Here is a 14,991-nt window from a genome sequence, read left to right on the forward strand (position 1 = left end):
GCCGATGTCCATCGATCTCCCGAAGCACGTGACGGCCGCGCAGATCGACGCGGCCGCCGCGTTGCTCGACGCGGGCCAGCTCGTCGCATTCCCGACCGAAACCGTGTACGGGCTCGGCGGCGACGCGGCAAACCCCGAGGCCGTCGCGCGCATCTACGCGGCGAAAGGGCGGCCCGCGAACCATCCGGTGATCGTGCATCTGCCGCCCGGCGGCGATCCGGGCTACTGGGCCGACGACCTGCCGGCCGACGCGCACGCGCTGATCGATGCGTTCTGGCCGGGTCCGCTCACGCTGATCCTGAAGCGCCACGCGCGCATTCCGGATGCGGTGAGCGGCGGGCAGGATTCGGTCGGGCTGCGCTGTCCGTCGCATCCGGTCGCGCAGGCGCTGCTGGCCGCGTTCAGCGCGCGGCGCGACGGTCACGGCGGCGTGGCCGCGCCGTCCGCGAACCGGTTCGGCCACGTGAGCCCGACGACCGCGCAACACGTGCGCGACGAATTCGGCGAGACCGTGCACGTGCTCGACGGCGGCGCGTCCGAAGTCGGCATCGAATCGACGATTCTCGATCTGTCGCGCGGCTTCCCCGCGCTGCTGCGCCCAGGCCACGTGACGCCGCAACAGATCGCCGACGTGCTCGGCCGCGCGCCGAAGCTGCCGGACGGCAGCGATGCGACCGCGCCGCGCGCGTCGGGCACGCTGAAAGCGCATTACGCGCCGCGCACGCCGCTCGCGCTGCTGCCGTTCGACGCGCTCGAGCCGCTGCTCGCGGCCGCGCAAGCCGACGGCGAGCGTGTCGCGCTCGTCGCCCGCGCGTCGCGGGCAGCGCACTGGGCGCAGGCCGACGGCGTGCATTTCATCGCGGCGCCGGAAGATCCGCAGGCGTATGCACGCGAGCTGTACGGGATGCTGCGGGCGCTCGATCGCGCGCAGGTCGCGCGCATCCTCGTCGAGAAGCTGCCCGAGACCGTCGAATGGATCGCGGTCAACGATCGCCTCGGCCGCGCGGCGGCCGCGTTCGAAGCGCGCGACTGACACGGTCTTTGCCTTCCGCTCGGGAATAAAAAAACGCCTGACCGGCGCGAACCGGTCGGGCGTTTTCGTTTGGGCGCGTGGCCGGCGGCTTACTTGCCGACGCCGGACTTCGCGATCTGTTGTTCGACGTACTGCGCGAACAGTGCATGCAGGTGCGTCGTCGGGTGGACCGTGTCGGCGAACATGTAGGTCTGGTCCGCGTTCGCGACCGTGTAGGTCTGCGGCGAGCAGAACAGCGACGAGCCGAACGCGGTCGCGTTCGCGACGCCATACTGCGTCGCGGCCTGGACCATCGCCTTCAGGTTGCAGGCCGTATCGGTGTTCTTCACGCTGAAGCCGTTCGCCTGGTAGTTGGCCGCGATGCCGTCCTGCCACGTGAACGAATCGACCACCGCGACCTTCGTCGTGTCGACCTTCAGCGCGGCCAGCGTGCCGACCAGCGTCTGGTTGAAGAGGCCCGACAGTTGCGTGAACGCGGCCTGCGTGCCGCCCTGCAGCGCGAGCGGCGTGCCGCCGATGTCCGGCACGTTCGCGACGAATACGTGCGTGGCGCCCGCCGCGACGATCTGCTGGACGATCCCGCCGAGCTGCTGCGCGGCCAGGCCGATCGCCTGCGCGGCCGCGAGCTGCGCGGCCTGCGTGTTGCCTTGCGCCTGCGCGACCTGCGCCTGGTAGAAGATGTCGTTCGCGCCGCCGTTGATCAGCACGATCTGGCCGGCGTTGAAGCTGCCGTGCTGCGTCAGGTACTGCTTGACCTGGTCGGCGATCGGCGTGGTGGTCGCCTGCGCGTAGTCGGGGTTCGGCACGCTGGCGTCCGCATGGCCGATGCCCGGCTGCAGCGTCACGCGCGAGCCGCCCTGCGCGTAGCCGAGGCCGCCGGTGGCCTGCAGCGGGATGCCGAAGCCGCCCTGGTTCGCGGGCTGCAGCGTGTCGCCGTAGTACTGCGCGACGTTCTGCGTCCACACCTGGCCCGGGTTGGTCGTGAAGCGGCCGCCGCCGAAGCCGAGCTTGATCTGCGAGTAGGTGCCGACGTCGGACAGGCTGTCGCCGAACGACACGACCTGCATCTTCACGCCCGACGGCGGCGTGGTCGACGCGCTGCTGCCGTTGTTGTCGTCCCCGCCGCCGCAGGCGGCGAGCAGCGCGAGCGCGGCGCCGGCGATCGCGACCTGCGCGGTGCGCAGCATGCGCTGCCGGGTGCGGGAAGGTGCGTGTTGTTGTGTCTGCATCGTTCGATCTCCTCGTAGATATGGCCCTGATGTATTTCTCATCTGCCGCGTGCCTGCTCGGTTCCGGGCTGCGCGGCGGCCGTTGGCTGAAACGGTTTATCGGTCGCGCGCAGCCGCCAGCGGCACGGTGCGCGGATCCTGGTTCGCGGCCTCGGCAATCTGCGCATGATAAGCGCTCGCCCATTCGGGCGGGCCGAAAATCGCGCGCAGCTTGTTGCGCCATCCGCCGACGCGCCACGCGTCGGACGCCATCGCCACCCACTCGTGGAACGTCGCGACGAGCGGGTTGTTCGAGCCGAGCCGCTCGACGATCCCGTACTGCGGCGGATCGTCGGGCGTTTCGTCGACATAGCTGCCGAACAGGCGATCCCAGATCACCAGGACACCTGCGTAATTGCGGTCGATGTAGCGCGGGTTGCGCGCATGGTGCGCACGGTGGATCGACGGCGTGTTCAGCACGTATTCGAGCCAGCCGAGCTTGCCGATCGCCTGCGTGTGCACGAAGAACTGGAACGCGAGGTTGATCAGCACGATGCCGACGACCTGTTGCGGCGGAAAGCCGGCGAACGCGAGCGGCAGCCAGAACAGCCACATGCCCGCGACCGGGTACATCAGGCTCTGGCGGAACGCGGTCGAGAAATTCATCCGCTCGGACGAGTGGTGCACGACGTGCGCGGCCCACAGCCAGCGCACGCGATGGCTCGCGCGATGGAACACGTAGTAGAGGAAATCCTGCGCGACGAACAGCACCGCGAACGACAGCCAGCCGTCGTGCCACGTGTACACACGATAGTGCCGGTAGCAGTACGCATAGACGGGAATCACGAACAGCCACGCGAGCTTGTCGGCGCCCTGGTGCATCAGCGCGAGCGCCGCGTTGCACAGCGTGTCGCGCCACGCATAGACGCGGTCCTGCGCACGGGTGCGGGCGAGGTGCCAGGCCTCCCACGCGATGCAGAGCAGGAAGACGGGCGCCAGCGCGAGCAGAAGCAATTCGACGTCGAATCGCATGGGCGTGTGTCTCCTTCGTTCCCCTGCAAGCCATCAGGCCGGGCGTGTGGCCCGTTGTAGATATCGTCAGGCCAACAGCCTACGCAATCGCTAAGCGCTAGGCGAGGGGGCAGCGTAGAGGGTTCCCTCTGAGGACAGGGTTTCTACGGAATCCGTACTGCGCGGGGCCGGGCGGTGCGGCCCTGTTTGGTGGGAACGGTGCGCGCGCGGCGCGTCGCGCGAGAGTGACGGAGGCGTTTCAAACCGCGCGGCGCGAGATTTCGCGGGCGGCGTGGTGGAGGAAGCCGCACGGGCCGCCCTGCCAGGACGGCCCGATGCGCGCTGCGCGGATCGTCAGTGCGCGCCCGCGTAGATCCACTCGAGCAGCGTGTCGTGCGCGGCGCGCGCGCCTTCCGCGTGATCGTCGTTGATGAAGCTGACGACGATGTAGCTCTGGCCGTCGGCGCCGGCGACGTAGCCGGCGATCGCGCGCACGTCGCGCAGCGTGCCGGTCTTGATGTGCGCGTTGCCGAGCACGCCCGCGTTGGTGAGGCGGTTCTTCATCGTGCCGTCGATGCCGGCGATCGGCAGCGAATCGACGAACGCCTGCGCGACGGGGCTCGCGTTCGCGGCCTGCAGCAGCGCGGCGAGCGACAGCGCGCTCACGTGCTCTTCGCGCGACAGCCCCGAGCCGTTCTCGATCACGAGGTCGGGCATCGCGATGCCGTTCTTCTGCAGGAATGCCTGGATCGCGCGGCTCGACTGTTCGGGCGTCGCGGGCGGCTTGCCGCTGACCGCGCCGATCGTCAGGAACAGGTTGCGCGCCATCACGTTGTTGCTGAACTTGTTGATGTCGTAGACGATGCTGCCGAGCACCGGGCTGTGATGCACGGCGAGCGGCCGCGCGGTGGTCGGCACCTTGCCTTCGCTCACGGGCCCCGCGATCGTGCCGCCGTCCTGCTGCCACAGCGCGAGGAAGCCGCGCGCAAAGAACGTCGTGTGATCGAGGATCGCGAGGTTGGTCGTGTGCGCGCCGCAGCGCAGCGGGTAGTCGCCGGCGAACGATGCGGTCATGATCCCGCCGCCGGCCGTCAGCGTCGGGCGTGCGGCCGCGGCGGCCGCGCTGCACGAACCCGCGCCCTCGACGAGCTGGTTGTCGATCGACAGGTTCGCGAGCGGCGGCAGCACGTCGACGGCGACCTTGCCGTCCTCGCCCGGCGTGACCGTGAACGACACGGCCTTGAACGCATACAGCAGCGGATCGGGGCCGACGTTGTACGGCGCGCTCGCATCGTCGTCGAACGACGGCAGGTCGCGCGTCGATGCCGCGAAATAGCTCTTGTCGAGCACGAGGCCGCCGGCCACGCGCTTGACGCCGGCCTTGCGCAGCTTGTCGACGAGGTCGATCAGCTCTTCGGGCACGAGCTTCGGATCGCCGGTGCCCTTGATGTACAGGTTGCCTTGCAGCGTGCCGTCGGGATCGACCGTGCCGTCCGTGTACGCGGTCGTGCGCCAGCGGTAGTCGGGGCCGAGGATCGACAGGCCCGAGAAGGTCGTCACGAGCTTCATCGTCGAGGCCGGCAGCATCGGCCGGCTCGCATTCCATGCGATCAGCGGTTGCGGATCGCCGACGCGCTCGACCACGACGCTCATCGCCGACGCCGGCACCTTCGCGCGCTGCAGCGCGACGAGCACCGATGCCGGCAGGCCCGCCGCGCGCGCCGCGGGCGACACGACGGCGGTCTTGCGCGCTTCCTTGTGGGATTTCTTGCGGGCTTGCGCGGACGGCGCGAACGCGAGGGCCGTGCAGGTGGCGACGACGGCGGCCGCCCGCAGGCAGACGCGTGCGCGGGGGGCGAACCGGGCGGAAAGATCGGAAATCGGCATGGGCGAATACGGGAAAAGCGGGGGCTCGGGCAGGGCGCGCGCGGGCGCCGAAGCGCACATTGTAGAGACAAGTCGGGGCAGGCCCCTTGCAATCCGCCTTACTGTTGCATTGCAGGGTGCCGCGCACGCGATTCGCGGCGCTACAATGATCGCCGTGTTTGATTCGCCCCATGGATGCGTGGCCCGATGCGGATTCTGCTTGTCGAAGATGATCGAATGATTGCCGAGGGCGTGCGCAAGGCGCTGCGCTCGGACGGCTTTGCGGTCGACTGGGTGCAGGACGGCGACGCCGCGCTCACTGCGCTCGGCGGCGAGACGTACGACCTGCTGCTGCTCGATCTCGGCCTGCCGAAGCGCGACGGCATCGACGTGCTGCGCACGCTGCGCGGGCGCGGGCTGGCGCTGCCGGTGCTGATCGTCACCGCGCGCGACGCCGTCGCCGATCGCGTGAAGGGGCTCGACGCGGGCGCCGACGACTACCTCGTCAAGCCGTTCGATCTCGACGAGCTCGGCGCGCGCATGCGCGCGCTGATCCGCCGCCAGGCCGGGCGCAGCGAGTCGCTGATCCGCCACGGCGGGCTGACGCTCGATCCCGCTTCGCACCAGGTGACACTCGACGGCGCGCCCGTCGCGCTGTCCGCACGCGAGTTCGCGCTGCTCGAGGCGCTGCTCGCGCGGCCGGGCGCGGTGCTGTCGAAGAGCCAGCTCGAGGAGAAGATGTACGGCTGGGGGGAGGAAATCGGCAGCAACACGGTCGAGGTCTACATCCACGCGCTGCGCAAGAAGCTCGGTTCGGACCTGATCCGCAACGTGCGCGGGCTCGGCTACATGGTCGTCAAGGAAAGCTGACGCGTGCGGTCGATTCGTCATCAATTGCTGATCTGGCTGCTCGCGATCGTCGTCGCGGGCGTGGGCATGGCCGGCTGGCTCATCTACCGCCAGGCGCTCGCCGAGGCGAACGAGCTGTTCGACTACCAGTTGCAGGAAATCGCCGCGGCGCTGCCGTCGGAGCCGTTCTCGCAGGTGTTCGGCTCGCGCACCAACGGCGACGAAGGCATCGTGATCCAGATCTGGAATCGCAACGGCGTGCTGATGTATTTCTCGCATCCGCGTGCGCCGATCGCGCCGCGCGCGGAACTCGGCTTCTCGACCGAGCGCACCGATCGCGGCGAATGGCGCGTGTACGGCGCGATCGTCGGCGACAACGTCGTGCAGCTCGCGCAGCCGCTGTCGGTGCGCAACCGGCTCGCGGCGAACGTCGCGCTGCGCACGCTGTGGCCGCTGATCGTGCTGCTGCCGTTCCTCGGCGCGGCCGTGTGGGGGATCGTCGGGCGCGGGCTCGCGCCGCTCGGCCGCGTGACGCGCGCGGTCGAGGCGCGCCGGCCGGAAGCGCTCGATTCGCTGCCCGACGCGCGCCTGCCGCTCGAGGTGCAGCCGCTCGTGCGGGCGCTGAACGGGCTGCTCGCGCGATTGTCGTCGGCGCTCGACACGCAGAAGGCGTTCGTCGCCGACGCCGCGCACGAATTGCGCACGCCGCTCGCGGCCGTGCAGATCCAGGCGCAGCTCGTCGCCCGCGCGAAGGACGATGCGTCGCGCCGCGAGGCGATCGCGGATCTCCAGGACGGCGTGTCGCGCGCGACGCGTCTCACCGAGCAACTGCTGGCGCTCGCGCGTGCCGAGCCGGACGGCGCGACGATGCGCGAACCGGTCGACCTGCAGGCGCTGCTCGCCGAATGCGTGGCCGCGCATGCGCCGCTCGCGCAGCGGCACGGCATCGATCTCGGCTTCGAGGAAACGCGCGCGGCGAGCGTCGTCGCGGACGTCGGCGCGTTGCGCGTGATGTTCGGCAACCTGCTCGACAACGCGGTGAAGTACACGCCGGACGGCGGCCGCATCGACGTGTCGCTGACGCGCGACGCGGCCGGCCGCGCGTGCGTGCAGATCGCCGACAGCGGGCCGGGCATTCCGGCCGACGAGCGCGAGCGCGTGTTCGACCGCTTCTATCGCGACAGCACGGCGCGGGCGCGCACCGACGTGTCGGGCAGCGGGCTCGGGCTCGCGATCGTCAAGCGCGTGGCGGCGCAGCAGGGCGCGACGGTATCGCTCGGCGATGCGGCCGCGGGCGGGCTGCTCGTCAGCGTCGTGTTCCGCGATGCCGAGATGCCGGCTCAAGCGCCGCAACCTTCCGAATCCGTCTGAAGGAGGCGCCCGGCGAGGGCGGTGCGGGCGGGACGCCGGCAGCCGCTTAAGCCCCGCTTAAGGCTGATTAAGCCTCCTTTAAGTCAGGGTCGTTACGCTGCGTCCTAACAACGAGGAGGTCCTACGATGAACACCCGATTCCTTGCGCGCGGCACTGTCGCGGTCGCCGTGGCGGCCGCCCTGTCGGCAGGCTATTTCGCCGGCACCCGCCGCGCCGATCCGCAGATCATCACGCCCGCGCAGGCCGCCATGATGCCGGCCGAAGCCGCCGCCAAGACCGGTATTCCCGATTTCTCCGGGCTCGTCGAGACGTACGGCCCGGCGGTCGTGAACATCAGCGCGAAGCATGTCGTGAAGCAGGTGTCGCGGCGCGCGCCGCAGCCGCAACTGCCGATCGATCCGAGCGACCCGTTCTACCAGTTCTTCAAGCACTTCTACGGCCAGGTGCCGGGCATGGGCGGCGACGCGCAGCCGGACGACCAGCCGAGCGCGAGCCTCGGGTCGGGCTTCATCGTCAGCTCCGACGGGTACATCCTCACCAACGCGCACGTGATCGACGGCGCGAACGTCGTCACGGTCAAGCTGACCGACAAGCGCGAATACAAGGCGAAGGTCGTCGGCTCCGACAAGCAGTCGGACGTCGCCGTGCTGAAGATCGACGCGAGCGGCCTGCCGACCGTGAAGATCGGCGATCCGGCGCAGAGCAAGGTCGGCCAGTGGGTCGTCGCGATCGGTTCGCCGTACGGCTTCGACAACACGGTCACGTCGGGCATCATCAGCGCGAAGTCGCGTGCGCTGCCGGACGAGAACTACACGCCGTTCATCCAGACCGACGTGCCGGTGAACCCTGGCAACTCGGGCGGCCCGCTGTTCAACCTGCAGGGCGAGGTGATCGGCATCAACTCGATGATCTACTCGCAGACGGGCGGCTTCCAGGGCCTGTCGTTCGCGATTCCGATCAACGAGGCGATCAAGGTGAAGGACGAGCTCGTGAAGACCGGCCACGTGAGCCGCGGCCGTCTCGGCGTCGCGGTGCAGGGGCTGAACCAGACGCTCGCGAGTTCGTTCGGGCTGCAGAAGCCGGACGGCGCGCTCGTCAGCTCGGTCGACGCGAACGGGCCCGCCGCGAAGGCCGGCCTGCAGCCGGGCGACGTGATCCTGTCGGTCAACGGTTCGCCGGTCGCCGATTCGACGTCGCTGCCCGCGCAGATCGCGAACCTGAAGCCGGGTTCGAAGGCCGACCTGCAGATCTGGCGCGACAAGTCGAAGAAGTCGATCAGCGTGACGCTCGGCGCGATGGCCGATGCGAAGCTCGCGTCGAACGACGGCGGGCCGGTCGAGCAGGGCCGCCTGGGTGTCGCGGTGCGGCCGCTGTCGCCGCAGGAGCGCAACGCCGACAACCTGTCGCACGGGCTGATCGTGCAGCAGGCCGGTGGCCCGGCCGCCAATGCGGGCATCCAGCCCGGCGACGTGATCCTCGCGGTCAACGGCCGCCCGGTCACGAGCCCCGAGCAGTTGCGCGACGCGGTGAAGGGCGCGGGCAACAGTCTTGCTCTGCTGATCCAGCGCGATAATGCACAGATCTTCGTGCCGGTCGACCTGAGCTGACCGGCCACGGCCGACGGCCGGTCTGGCCGGCCGCGGCGGGCGCCGCCGCCGTGCGCTTCGCGTGACGCTGCGCCCCGTATGTGTTCCGACCCCAAGGAGAGAGCCATGCAATATCTACGCAACGTGTCCCGATTTGCCGTCGCCGCGGCGCTGACCGCCGGCCTCGCGGCCGGTGCGACCGGCGCGTACGCGCAGTCGGACGGCTTGCCCGCCGCGCGCCAGCAGGGCGACGTCACCTTCGTGTCCGGCGGCGTCGGGCAGGACGAATCGACGGCGTTCCAGCGCAACGAGTCGCAGTGGCCGCTGGCGCTGCGCTTCACCGGCAAGGGCGGCGAGTTCCTGGCCGACGTCAATGTCCGGATCGTCGACGGCAAGGGCGCCGAAGTGCTGAAAACCGATACGCGCGGGCCGTACATGCTCGTGAAGGTGCCGCCGGGGCGCTATACGGTGCACGCGTCGTACCAGGGCAGCGACGAATCGCGCGCCGTCACGGTCGGCGCGAAGGGCGGCGCGAAAGCCGCGTTCCAGTGGAGTGCGCAGTAGCCGCCCGCGCGCGGCCCGGGCCCGGGCGCGCAATCGGACGAAGTTTCGCCCATAATGAAAGCCACGGCATGCGTGCCGTGGCTTTTTCGTTTCCTGCCCCGGCCTGGCGGCCGCCCGAAGGAGAAACGATGTCCGATGCAGCCGACCCCCGACTCGAAATCGTGCCGAACCGTCATCGCGTGCGCGTGATCCATCGCGGCATCACCTATGCCGATTCGCATGGCGCGCTGACCGTGCGCGAAGCGGGGCTCCCGGACATCCATTACCTGCCGCGCAGCGACGTCAACATGCGCCGGCTCGTGAAATCGGGCGTCACGTCGGCCTGCCCGTTCAGGGGGCAGGCCGTGCATTTCGACTTGCAGACGGAAGACGGCGTGATCGAGAACGCCGCATGGAGTTACGAGGAACCGAAGGAGGCGGCCGCGGTGCTTGCGCACTACGTCGCCTTCGATGTCGCACGGGTCGACAGTCTCGTCGAGACGTCCTGATGCGGCGCGCGTTCATCGGGGAGGCGTCATGGAACTGAACGACACGTTACGCGTACCGCTCGCGCCGCCTGTCGTGCGGGAAGCGCTGGAGGATCTCGCGCTGCTGCGGGCGAGCTTCGACCATTGCGAATCGTTCGTGAGACTCGCGCACGGCGAGTTCGCGCTGACGATCACGGTGCCGCTCGGCCCGCTGCGCGCCCGCTACGACGTGCGCGCGCATGCGGCCGCCGAGCAGGGCGACGCGGAAGGGCGGCCGCGCCGCGTGCTCAACTTCAAGGCGCGGGCCGACGGCCTCGGCGCGCTGCGCGGCCAGGTCGAACTGCTGCTGATGCCGGACGACGATGCGACCGCCACGCGAATCGAGTACGTGGTCTGGGCGACGGCGAGCGGGCCGCTCGCCGAGTTGCCGGGGCGGCAGATCGACAATGCGCTGCGCGAATGGACCGACACGTTCTTCCGCGAGTTCTGCGCGGTCGTGCAGGCGAAGCACGGTCTCGCGCCGAATCGCGCGAGCGCCTCCGCGCAGCGACGCCAGCATGTCTTTCTGCGGCCGGCATCGCTGGTGGCCGCGACGAAGCGTGCGCTGCCGCCGCATCTCGGCGGCGCGCTGAGCGGGCGTGCGGCGAGCGCGCTCCGGCATCGCGACTCCGGCACGGTGCCCGTGTGGGCGTGGGCGGCGATGATCGTGTTCGTCGCGCTGCTGCTTTACGCGGCACGCTGGATCAACGGCGGCTGAGCGGCCGATCGGCCGCCCGGTTCCGCGTCACGGCCTGCGCTGCGCCCGCGCGGCGGCCATCACTGTCCCGCGTCGGCACCGGTGCCGGCGCCGCGAAATTCCCTTCGATACGCAGACGGCGACGTGCCGAGCACGCCCGCGAAATGCTGGCGCAGCGACACGCTCGAGCCGTAGCCGGCCGCCTGCGCGATCGCGTCGATCGATTGCCCGGTGGTTTCGAGCAGATGCTGCGCGCGTGCGAGCCGCTCGGCCTGCAGCCACGCGGTGACGGTCGTGCCCGTCGCCTGGCGGAAGTGGCGCGTGAACGTGCGCCGGCTCATCAGCACGCGTTCGGCGAGCGAATCGACGCTGTGCGCGGCGTCGAGATGGGCGCGTACCCAGTCGAGCAGGCCCGCGAGCCGCGCATCGCGCGGGTGCGCGGCGACCGGCTGCGGCACGTACTGGGCCTGTCCGCCCTGGCGGTGCGGCGGGATCACGAGGCGGCGCGCGATCCGGTTCGCGGCGTCCGAGCCGAAGCGCCGCCGCACGACGTGCAGGCAGCAGTCGAGGCCCGCGGCCGTGCCGGCGGACGTCATCAGGTTGCCGTCGCCCACGTACAGCACGTCCGGATCGAGTTTCACGCGCGGAAAGCGCTCGGCGAAATCGTCGGCCCACGCCCAGTGGGTGGTGGCCGGGCGGCCGTCGAGCAGGCCGGCCGCGGCGAGCACGTAGGCGCCGAGGCACAGGCCGACGAGCTCCGCGCCGCGCGCGGCGACCGCACGGACGGCGTCGAGCAGCGCGTCGGGCGGCGCTTCGTCCGGGTCGCGCCAGGACGGCACGATGACGATGTCCGCATCGTCGAGCGCGTCGAGCCCGTACGGCGCGGTGATCGTGAAGCCGCCCGTCGTCGCGAGCGGGCCGCGCTCGACCGAGCAGACGCGGAACTCGAACGCCGGCGACGCGGCCGCGTCGCGTTCCTTCGCGAACACGACCGACGGCACCGACAGGTGGAACGGACTGATGCCGTCGTACGCGATCACGGCGACGACGGTCGGAACGGACGGGGCGGACGGCGTGGACGGCGTGGACGGCGTGGACGCGGCGGCGGCGAGCATGGCGGACTCCGGAACGGCGATGGCCCGATTTTATCGAAGAATGGCTATCGGGCCACTATCGGCGCCAGTCACGCGGCCCGACAATGCATCGCATCGCACTGCTGGCCGCCCCGCTCCGGGGCGGGGCAGCGCCTCCCGACCAGGAGCCCGCCATGTCGACCGCCGTTCCGCCTTCCGCTTCCCGTCCCGCTGCCCGCCGTGCCTTGATCGTGATCGACGTGCAGAACGAATACGTGACGGGCAACCTGCCGATCGAGTATCCGCCGCTCGACGTGTCGCTCGCGAACATCGGCCGCGCGATCGACGCCGCGCATGCGGCCGGCGTGCCGGTGATCGTGGTTCAGCACGTCGCGCCGGCCGGCGCGCCGATTTTCGCGCCCGGCAGCGACGGCGTCGCGCTGCACGCGGTGGTCGCGAGCCGCCCGTACGCGCATCGGATCGAGAAGGCGCAGGCGAGTTCGTTCGCCGGCACCGATCTCGCCGCGTGGCTCGACGCGCACGGGATCGACACGCTCGCGGTGGCCGGCTACATGACGCACAACTGCAATGCGTCGACCGTCTATCACGCGGCGCATGCGGGGCTGAAGGTCGAGTACCTGAACGACGCGACGGGCACGCTGCCTTACGAGAACGAAGCGGGTGCGGTGAGCGCCGAGGAGATTCACCGCGCGTATGGGGTGGTGTTCCAGTCGAATTTCGCGGCGGTGATGTCGACCGACGCATGGATCGCGGGACTGGCCGGCGCGCCGATGCCGGCGCGCGATTCGGTGGCCGCATCGAACCGGCGGGCCCGCGCGCAGCGCGCGAACGCGGCCTGACCGCGCACGGCGACGGGGCGCGCCGCTTGCCGCGCCGTCAGTCGTTGTCCTTCAGCATCGCCGGGCTGTAGCGCAGCATGTCGAAGCAGCCGTCGACGAGCTTTTCCGCATGCTGCTCGGCGTCGATCTCGTCGGGCAGCATCAGCATGTCGCGCACGAAGCCGCTGACGAGCGTATGCAGCATCAGCGTCGCGCGCCACGTGTCGAGCCGCTCGGGCAGCAGCTTGAGCCCCACGGCCACCGTGAGATCGGCGTCGATCATGTGCAGCGCCTCGCTCATCCCCGCGCGATTGCGCTGCAACAGCGGCTCCATGTCCGCGACGTATTCGCACTTCATGAACAGGATGCTGAACACGCGCCGCAACTGCGGATCGCGCTGCACGCCGAGCAGGCACCAGATCAGGATCTGGCGCACCTTCTCGAGCGGATTGCCGCCCGGCGCGTCGAGCGGCATCCGCTTCAGCTCGTCGATCGGCAGGAACACGCGGTCGAACATCGCATCGAACAGTTCGCTCTTGTTCGCGAAATGCCAGTAGATCGCGCCGCGCGTCACGCCGGCGTGCTGGGCGATGTCCGCGAGCGACGTGTGCGACACGCCTTTCTCGAAGAACACGTGTTCGGCGGCGTCGAGAATGCGATTGCGCGTCTCGAGCGCCTCCTCCTTGGTACGTCTGACCATGTGCAGGCCTGATTGGATCGATCTTGGGTGAATATGGGGTTCGCAACCCCTCGTCGCCGTCATGCAGACAGGCTATGCTTGCTGCGGGTAACAATCTGTAAGACTGGACCGCGGGCGGAATACAAACGGGCTTTTTACATACATTCGTGAATGTATATACAATACCACCCTACGATCGAATGACCCAAGTGGCAATCAGTTAATATCCCACTCTGCTGATTCCCGCCCTAGTACCAGTCCGCAGTTCGCGGCATCCCCGTCGGCACGGAGGTCTCGTGCCGACGTGCTGTATCCGGCAGTCCAGTAATTCAGGTGTTCGATCAGCGCCGCGAGGCGCATCCGTGTTGCGCTCGGGTCGGGCGCGGCACTCATTCCATTGGTTATACACAGAGGTCGCTCCATGCGCGTCGAACGGGTTCCATACCGCTTAATCACTGTCGCGACGGCCGCCGTTTTCCTGGCCGCGTGCGGGAAAAAAGAATCGGCACCGCCGCCGCAAACGCCGGAAGTCGGCGTCGTCACCGTCCAACCGCAAGCCGTACCGGTCTTCACCGACCTGCCGGGCCGCACCAGTGCTTTCCTCGTCGCGCAAGTGCGTGCGCGGGTCGACGGCATCGTGCTGCGCCGTGAATTCACCGAAGGCACCGACGTGAAGGCCGGTCAGCGCCTCTACAAGATCGATCCGGCGCCGTACGTCGCCGCGCTGAACAGCGCGAAGGCGACGCTCGCGAAGGCGCAGGCGAACCTCGTCACGCAGAACGCGCTGGTCGCGCGCTACAAGGTGCTGGTCGCCGCGAATGCAGTGAGCAAGCAGGACTACGACAACGCGGTCGCCACGCAAGGCCAGGCCGCGGCGGATGTCGCGGCCGGCAAGGCGGCGGTCGACACCGCGCAGATCAACCTCGGCTATACGGACGTCGTGTCGCCGATCAGCGGCCGCGTCGGCATCTCGCAGGTGACGCCGGGCGCCTACGTGCAGGCGAGCCAGGCGACGCTGATGTCGACGGTGCAGCAGCTCGATCCGGTGTACGTCGACCTCACGCAGTCGAGCCTCGAAGGGCTGAAGCTGCGTCAGGACGTGCAGAGCGGCCGCCTGAAGACGAGCGGCCCGGGCGCGGCGAAGGTATCGCTGATCCTCGAAGACGGCAAGACCTACTCGGAAGCCGGCAAGCTGCAGTTCTCCGACGTGACGGTCGACCAGACCACCGGCTCGGTGACGATCCGCGCGGTGTTCCCGAACCCGGGCCGCGTGCTGCTGCCGGGGATGTTCGTGCGCGCACGGATCGAGGAAGGCGTGAACGAAAACGCGTTCCTGGTGCCGCAGATCGGCGTCACGCACGACCAGAAGGGCCAGGCGATCGCGATGGTGGTGAACGCCAGCAACAAGGTCGAGCCGCGTCCGCTGAAGACCACCGGCATGCAAGGCCAGAACTGGATCGTCGAAGGCGGTCTGCAAGCGGGCGATCACGTGATCGTGCAAGGCGTCGACAAGGTGCGCCCGGGCGCGACCGTGAAGACGGTCCCCGCGCAGCTCGCCCCGGCGGCCGATGCCGCTTCGGGTGCTGCTGCCCCCGCCGCGCCGGCTGCCGCCGGATCCGGCGCCGCTGCCGCTTCCGGTGCCGCCGCATCGGGCGCCGCGCCGGCGAGTGCTGCCGCTGCCTCGAGCGCGCAATAACAGGGAGCCTGT

14 protein-coding genes are annotated in these 14,991 nt (G+C 69.5%); 9 read left to right on the forward strand and 5 right to left on the reverse strand.

Features of this window, described 5'->3' with window-relative positions:
* Window positions 1–4: 4 nt before the first annotated feature.
* On the forward strand, window positions 5–1,033 hold the full coding sequence (locus HWX14_RS33685; RefSeq protein WP_175886440.1) for an L-threonylcarbamoyladenylate synthase: 1,029 nt from the start codon (window positions 5–7) through the stop codon (window positions 1,031–1,033).
* 89 nt (window positions 1,034–1,122) lie between these two features.
* Here HWX14_RS33685 and HWX14_RS33690 read toward each other — a convergent pair whose 3' ends face one another.
* From HWX14_RS33690 to dacB, 3 genes are all read right to left on the reverse strand, one after another.
* A complete protein-coding gene (locus HWX14_RS33690; protein ID WP_175886441.1) occupies window positions 1,123–2,262 on the reverse strand; it encodes an SGNH/GDSL hydrolase family protein in 1,140 nt (379 codons plus the stop codon).
* A 96-nt stretch (window positions 2,263–2,358) separates the two neighbouring features.
* Window positions 2,359–3,273, reverse strand: a complete 915-nt coding sequence (locus HWX14_RS33695; protein WP_175886442.1) for a sterol desaturase family protein — start codon at window positions 3,271–3,273, stop codon at window positions 2,359–2,361.
* 333 nt (window positions 3,274–3,606) lie between these two features.
* Window positions 3,607–5,139: a D-alanyl-D-alanine carboxypeptidase/D-alanyl-D-alanine-endopeptidase gene (gene dacB, locus HWX14_RS33700; protein WP_175886443.1), complete on the reverse strand. Its 1,533-nt coding sequence runs from the start codon at window positions 5,137–5,139 to the stop codon at window positions 3,607–3,609.
* 186 nt (window positions 5,140–5,325) lie between these two features.
* Here dacB and HWX14_RS33705 point away from each other — a divergent pair, with 186 nt between their 5' ends.
* The 6 genes from HWX14_RS33705 (at window position 5,326) to HWX14_RS33730 (ending at window position 10,713) form a co-directional block, all read left to right on the forward strand.
* Entirely contained in the window at window positions 5,326–5,988 is a 663-nt protein-coding gene (locus HWX14_RS33705) for a response regulator (RefSeq protein WP_175886444.1), read from the forward strand.
* 3 nt (window positions 5,989–5,991) lie between these two features.
* Window positions 5,992–7,338, forward strand: coding sequence for an ATP-binding protein (locus HWX14_RS33710; protein WP_175886445.1), 1,347 nt, complete (start codon window positions 5,992–5,994; stop codon window positions 7,336–7,338).
* Between the two features lie 126 nt (window positions 7,339–7,464).
* Window positions 7,465–8,946 (forward strand): DegQ family serine endoprotease, encoded by a 1,482-nt coding sequence (locus tag HWX14_RS33715; protein WP_175886446.1) that lies wholly within the window; start codon window positions 7,465–7,467, stop codon window positions 8,944–8,946.
* 105 nt (window positions 8,947–9,051) lie between these two features.
* Window positions 9,052–9,489 (forward strand): carboxypeptidase-like regulatory domain-containing protein, encoded by a 438-nt coding sequence (locus HWX14_RS33720; RefSeq protein WP_175886447.1) that lies wholly within the window; start codon window positions 9,052–9,054, stop codon window positions 9,487–9,489.
* A gap of 128 nt (window positions 9,490–9,617) precedes the next feature.
* Window positions 9,618–9,977, forward strand: a complete 360-nt coding sequence (locus HWX14_RS33725) for a DUF427 domain-containing protein (RefSeq protein WP_089468338.1) — start codon at window positions 9,618–9,620, stop codon at window positions 9,975–9,977.
* 28 nt (window positions 9,978–10,005) lie between these two features.
* Complete coding sequence (locus HWX14_RS33730; RefSeq protein ID WP_175886448.1) at window positions 10,006–10,713, forward strand: SRPBCC domain-containing protein; 708 nt, start codon at window positions 10,006–10,008, stop codon at window positions 10,711–10,713.
* A gap of 59 nt (window positions 10,714–10,772) precedes the next feature.
* Here the strand turns inward: HWX14_RS33730 and HWX14_RS33735 are convergent, their stop codons facing one another.
* A complete protein-coding gene (locus tag HWX14_RS33735; protein ID WP_175886449.1) occupies window positions 10,773–11,807 on the reverse strand; it encodes a helix-turn-helix domain-containing protein in 1,035 nt (344 codons plus the stop codon).
* 152 nt (window positions 11,808–11,959) lie between these two features.
* Here HWX14_RS33735 and HWX14_RS33740 point away from each other — a divergent pair, with 152 nt between their 5' ends.
* The gene (locus HWX14_RS33740; protein WP_175886450.1) at window positions 11,960–12,625 is read left to right on the forward strand and encodes a cysteine hydrolase family protein; all 666 of its coding nucleotides are present in this window, start codon (window positions 11,960–11,962) and stop codon (window positions 12,623–12,625) included.
* Window positions 12,626–12,662: 37 nt separating this feature from the next.
* Here the strand turns inward: HWX14_RS33740 and HWX14_RS33745 are convergent, their stop codons facing one another.
* Window positions 12,663–13,304, reverse strand: coding sequence for a TetR family transcriptional regulator (locus HWX14_RS33745; protein WP_175886451.1), 642 nt, complete (start codon window positions 13,302–13,304; stop codon window positions 12,663–12,665).
* Between the two features lie 400 nt (window positions 13,305–13,704).
* Here HWX14_RS33745 and HWX14_RS33750 point away from each other — a divergent pair, with 400 nt between their 5' ends.
* On the forward strand, window positions 13,705–14,979 hold the full coding sequence (locus HWX14_RS33750) for an efflux RND transporter periplasmic adaptor subunit (protein WP_175886452.1): 1,275 nt from the start codon (window positions 13,705–13,707) through the stop codon (window positions 14,977–14,979).
* Window positions 14,980–14,991 lie beyond the last annotated feature (12 nt).

Origin of the sequence: Burkholderia sp. BCC0044, assembly GCF_902832955.1 — a bacterium.
In the GTDB taxonomy this organism is placed as follows: Bacteria; Pseudomonadota; Gammaproteobacteria; order Burkholderiales; family Burkholderiaceae; genus Burkholderia.

What these genes read in the sequence shown, in the direction of transcription:
- HWX14_RS33685 (WP_175886440.1), top strand. Translation starts at nt 5, where the DNA reads ATGTCCATCGATCTCCCGAAGCACGTGACGGCCGCGCAGATCGACGCG.
- HWX14_RS33690 (WP_175886441.1), bottom strand. Translation starts at nt 2,262, where the DNA reads ATGCAGACACAACAACACGCACCTTCCCGCACCCGGCAGCGCATGCTG.
- HWX14_RS33695 (WP_175886442.1), bottom strand. Translation starts at nt 3,273, where the DNA reads ATGCGATTCGACGTCGAATTGCTTCTGCTCGCGCTGGCGCCCGTCTTC.
- dacB (WP_175886443.1), bottom strand. Translation starts at nt 5,139, where the DNA reads ATGCCGATTTCCGATCTTTCCGCCCGGTTCGCCCCCCGCGCACGCGTC.
- HWX14_RS33705 (WP_175886444.1), top strand. Translation starts at nt 5,326, where the DNA reads ATGCGGATTCTGCTTGTCGAAGATGATCGAATGATTGCCGAGGGCGTG.
- HWX14_RS33715 (WP_175886446.1), top strand. Translation starts at nt 7,465, where the DNA reads ATGAACACCCGATTCCTTGCGCGCGGCACTGTCGCGGTCGCCGTGGCG.
- HWX14_RS33720 (WP_175886447.1), top strand. Translation starts at nt 9,052, where the DNA reads ATGCAATATCTACGCAACGTGTCCCGATTTGCCGTCGCCGCGGCGCTG.
- HWX14_RS33725 (WP_089468338.1), top strand. Translation starts at nt 9,618, where the DNA reads ATGTCCGATGCAGCCGACCCCCGACTCGAAATCGTGCCGAACCGTCAT.
- HWX14_RS33730 (WP_175886448.1), top strand. Translation starts at nt 10,006, where the DNA reads ATGGAACTGAACGACACGTTACGCGTACCGCTCGCGCCGCCTGTCGTG.
- HWX14_RS33735 (WP_175886449.1), bottom strand. Translation starts at nt 11,807, where the DNA reads ATGCTCGCCGCCGCCGCGTCCACGCCGTCCACGCCGTCCACGCCGTCC.
- HWX14_RS33740 (WP_175886450.1), top strand. Translation starts at nt 11,960, where the DNA reads ATGTCGACCGCCGTTCCGCCTTCCGCTTCCCGTCCCGCTGCCCGCCGT.
- HWX14_RS33745 (WP_175886451.1), bottom strand. Translation starts at nt 13,304, where the DNA reads ATGGTCAGACGTACCAAGGAGGAGGCGCTCGAGACGCGCAATCGCATT.
- HWX14_RS33750 (WP_175886452.1), top strand. Translation starts at nt 13,705, where the DNA reads ATGCGCGTCGAACGGGTTCCATACCGCTTAATCACTGTCGCGACGGCC.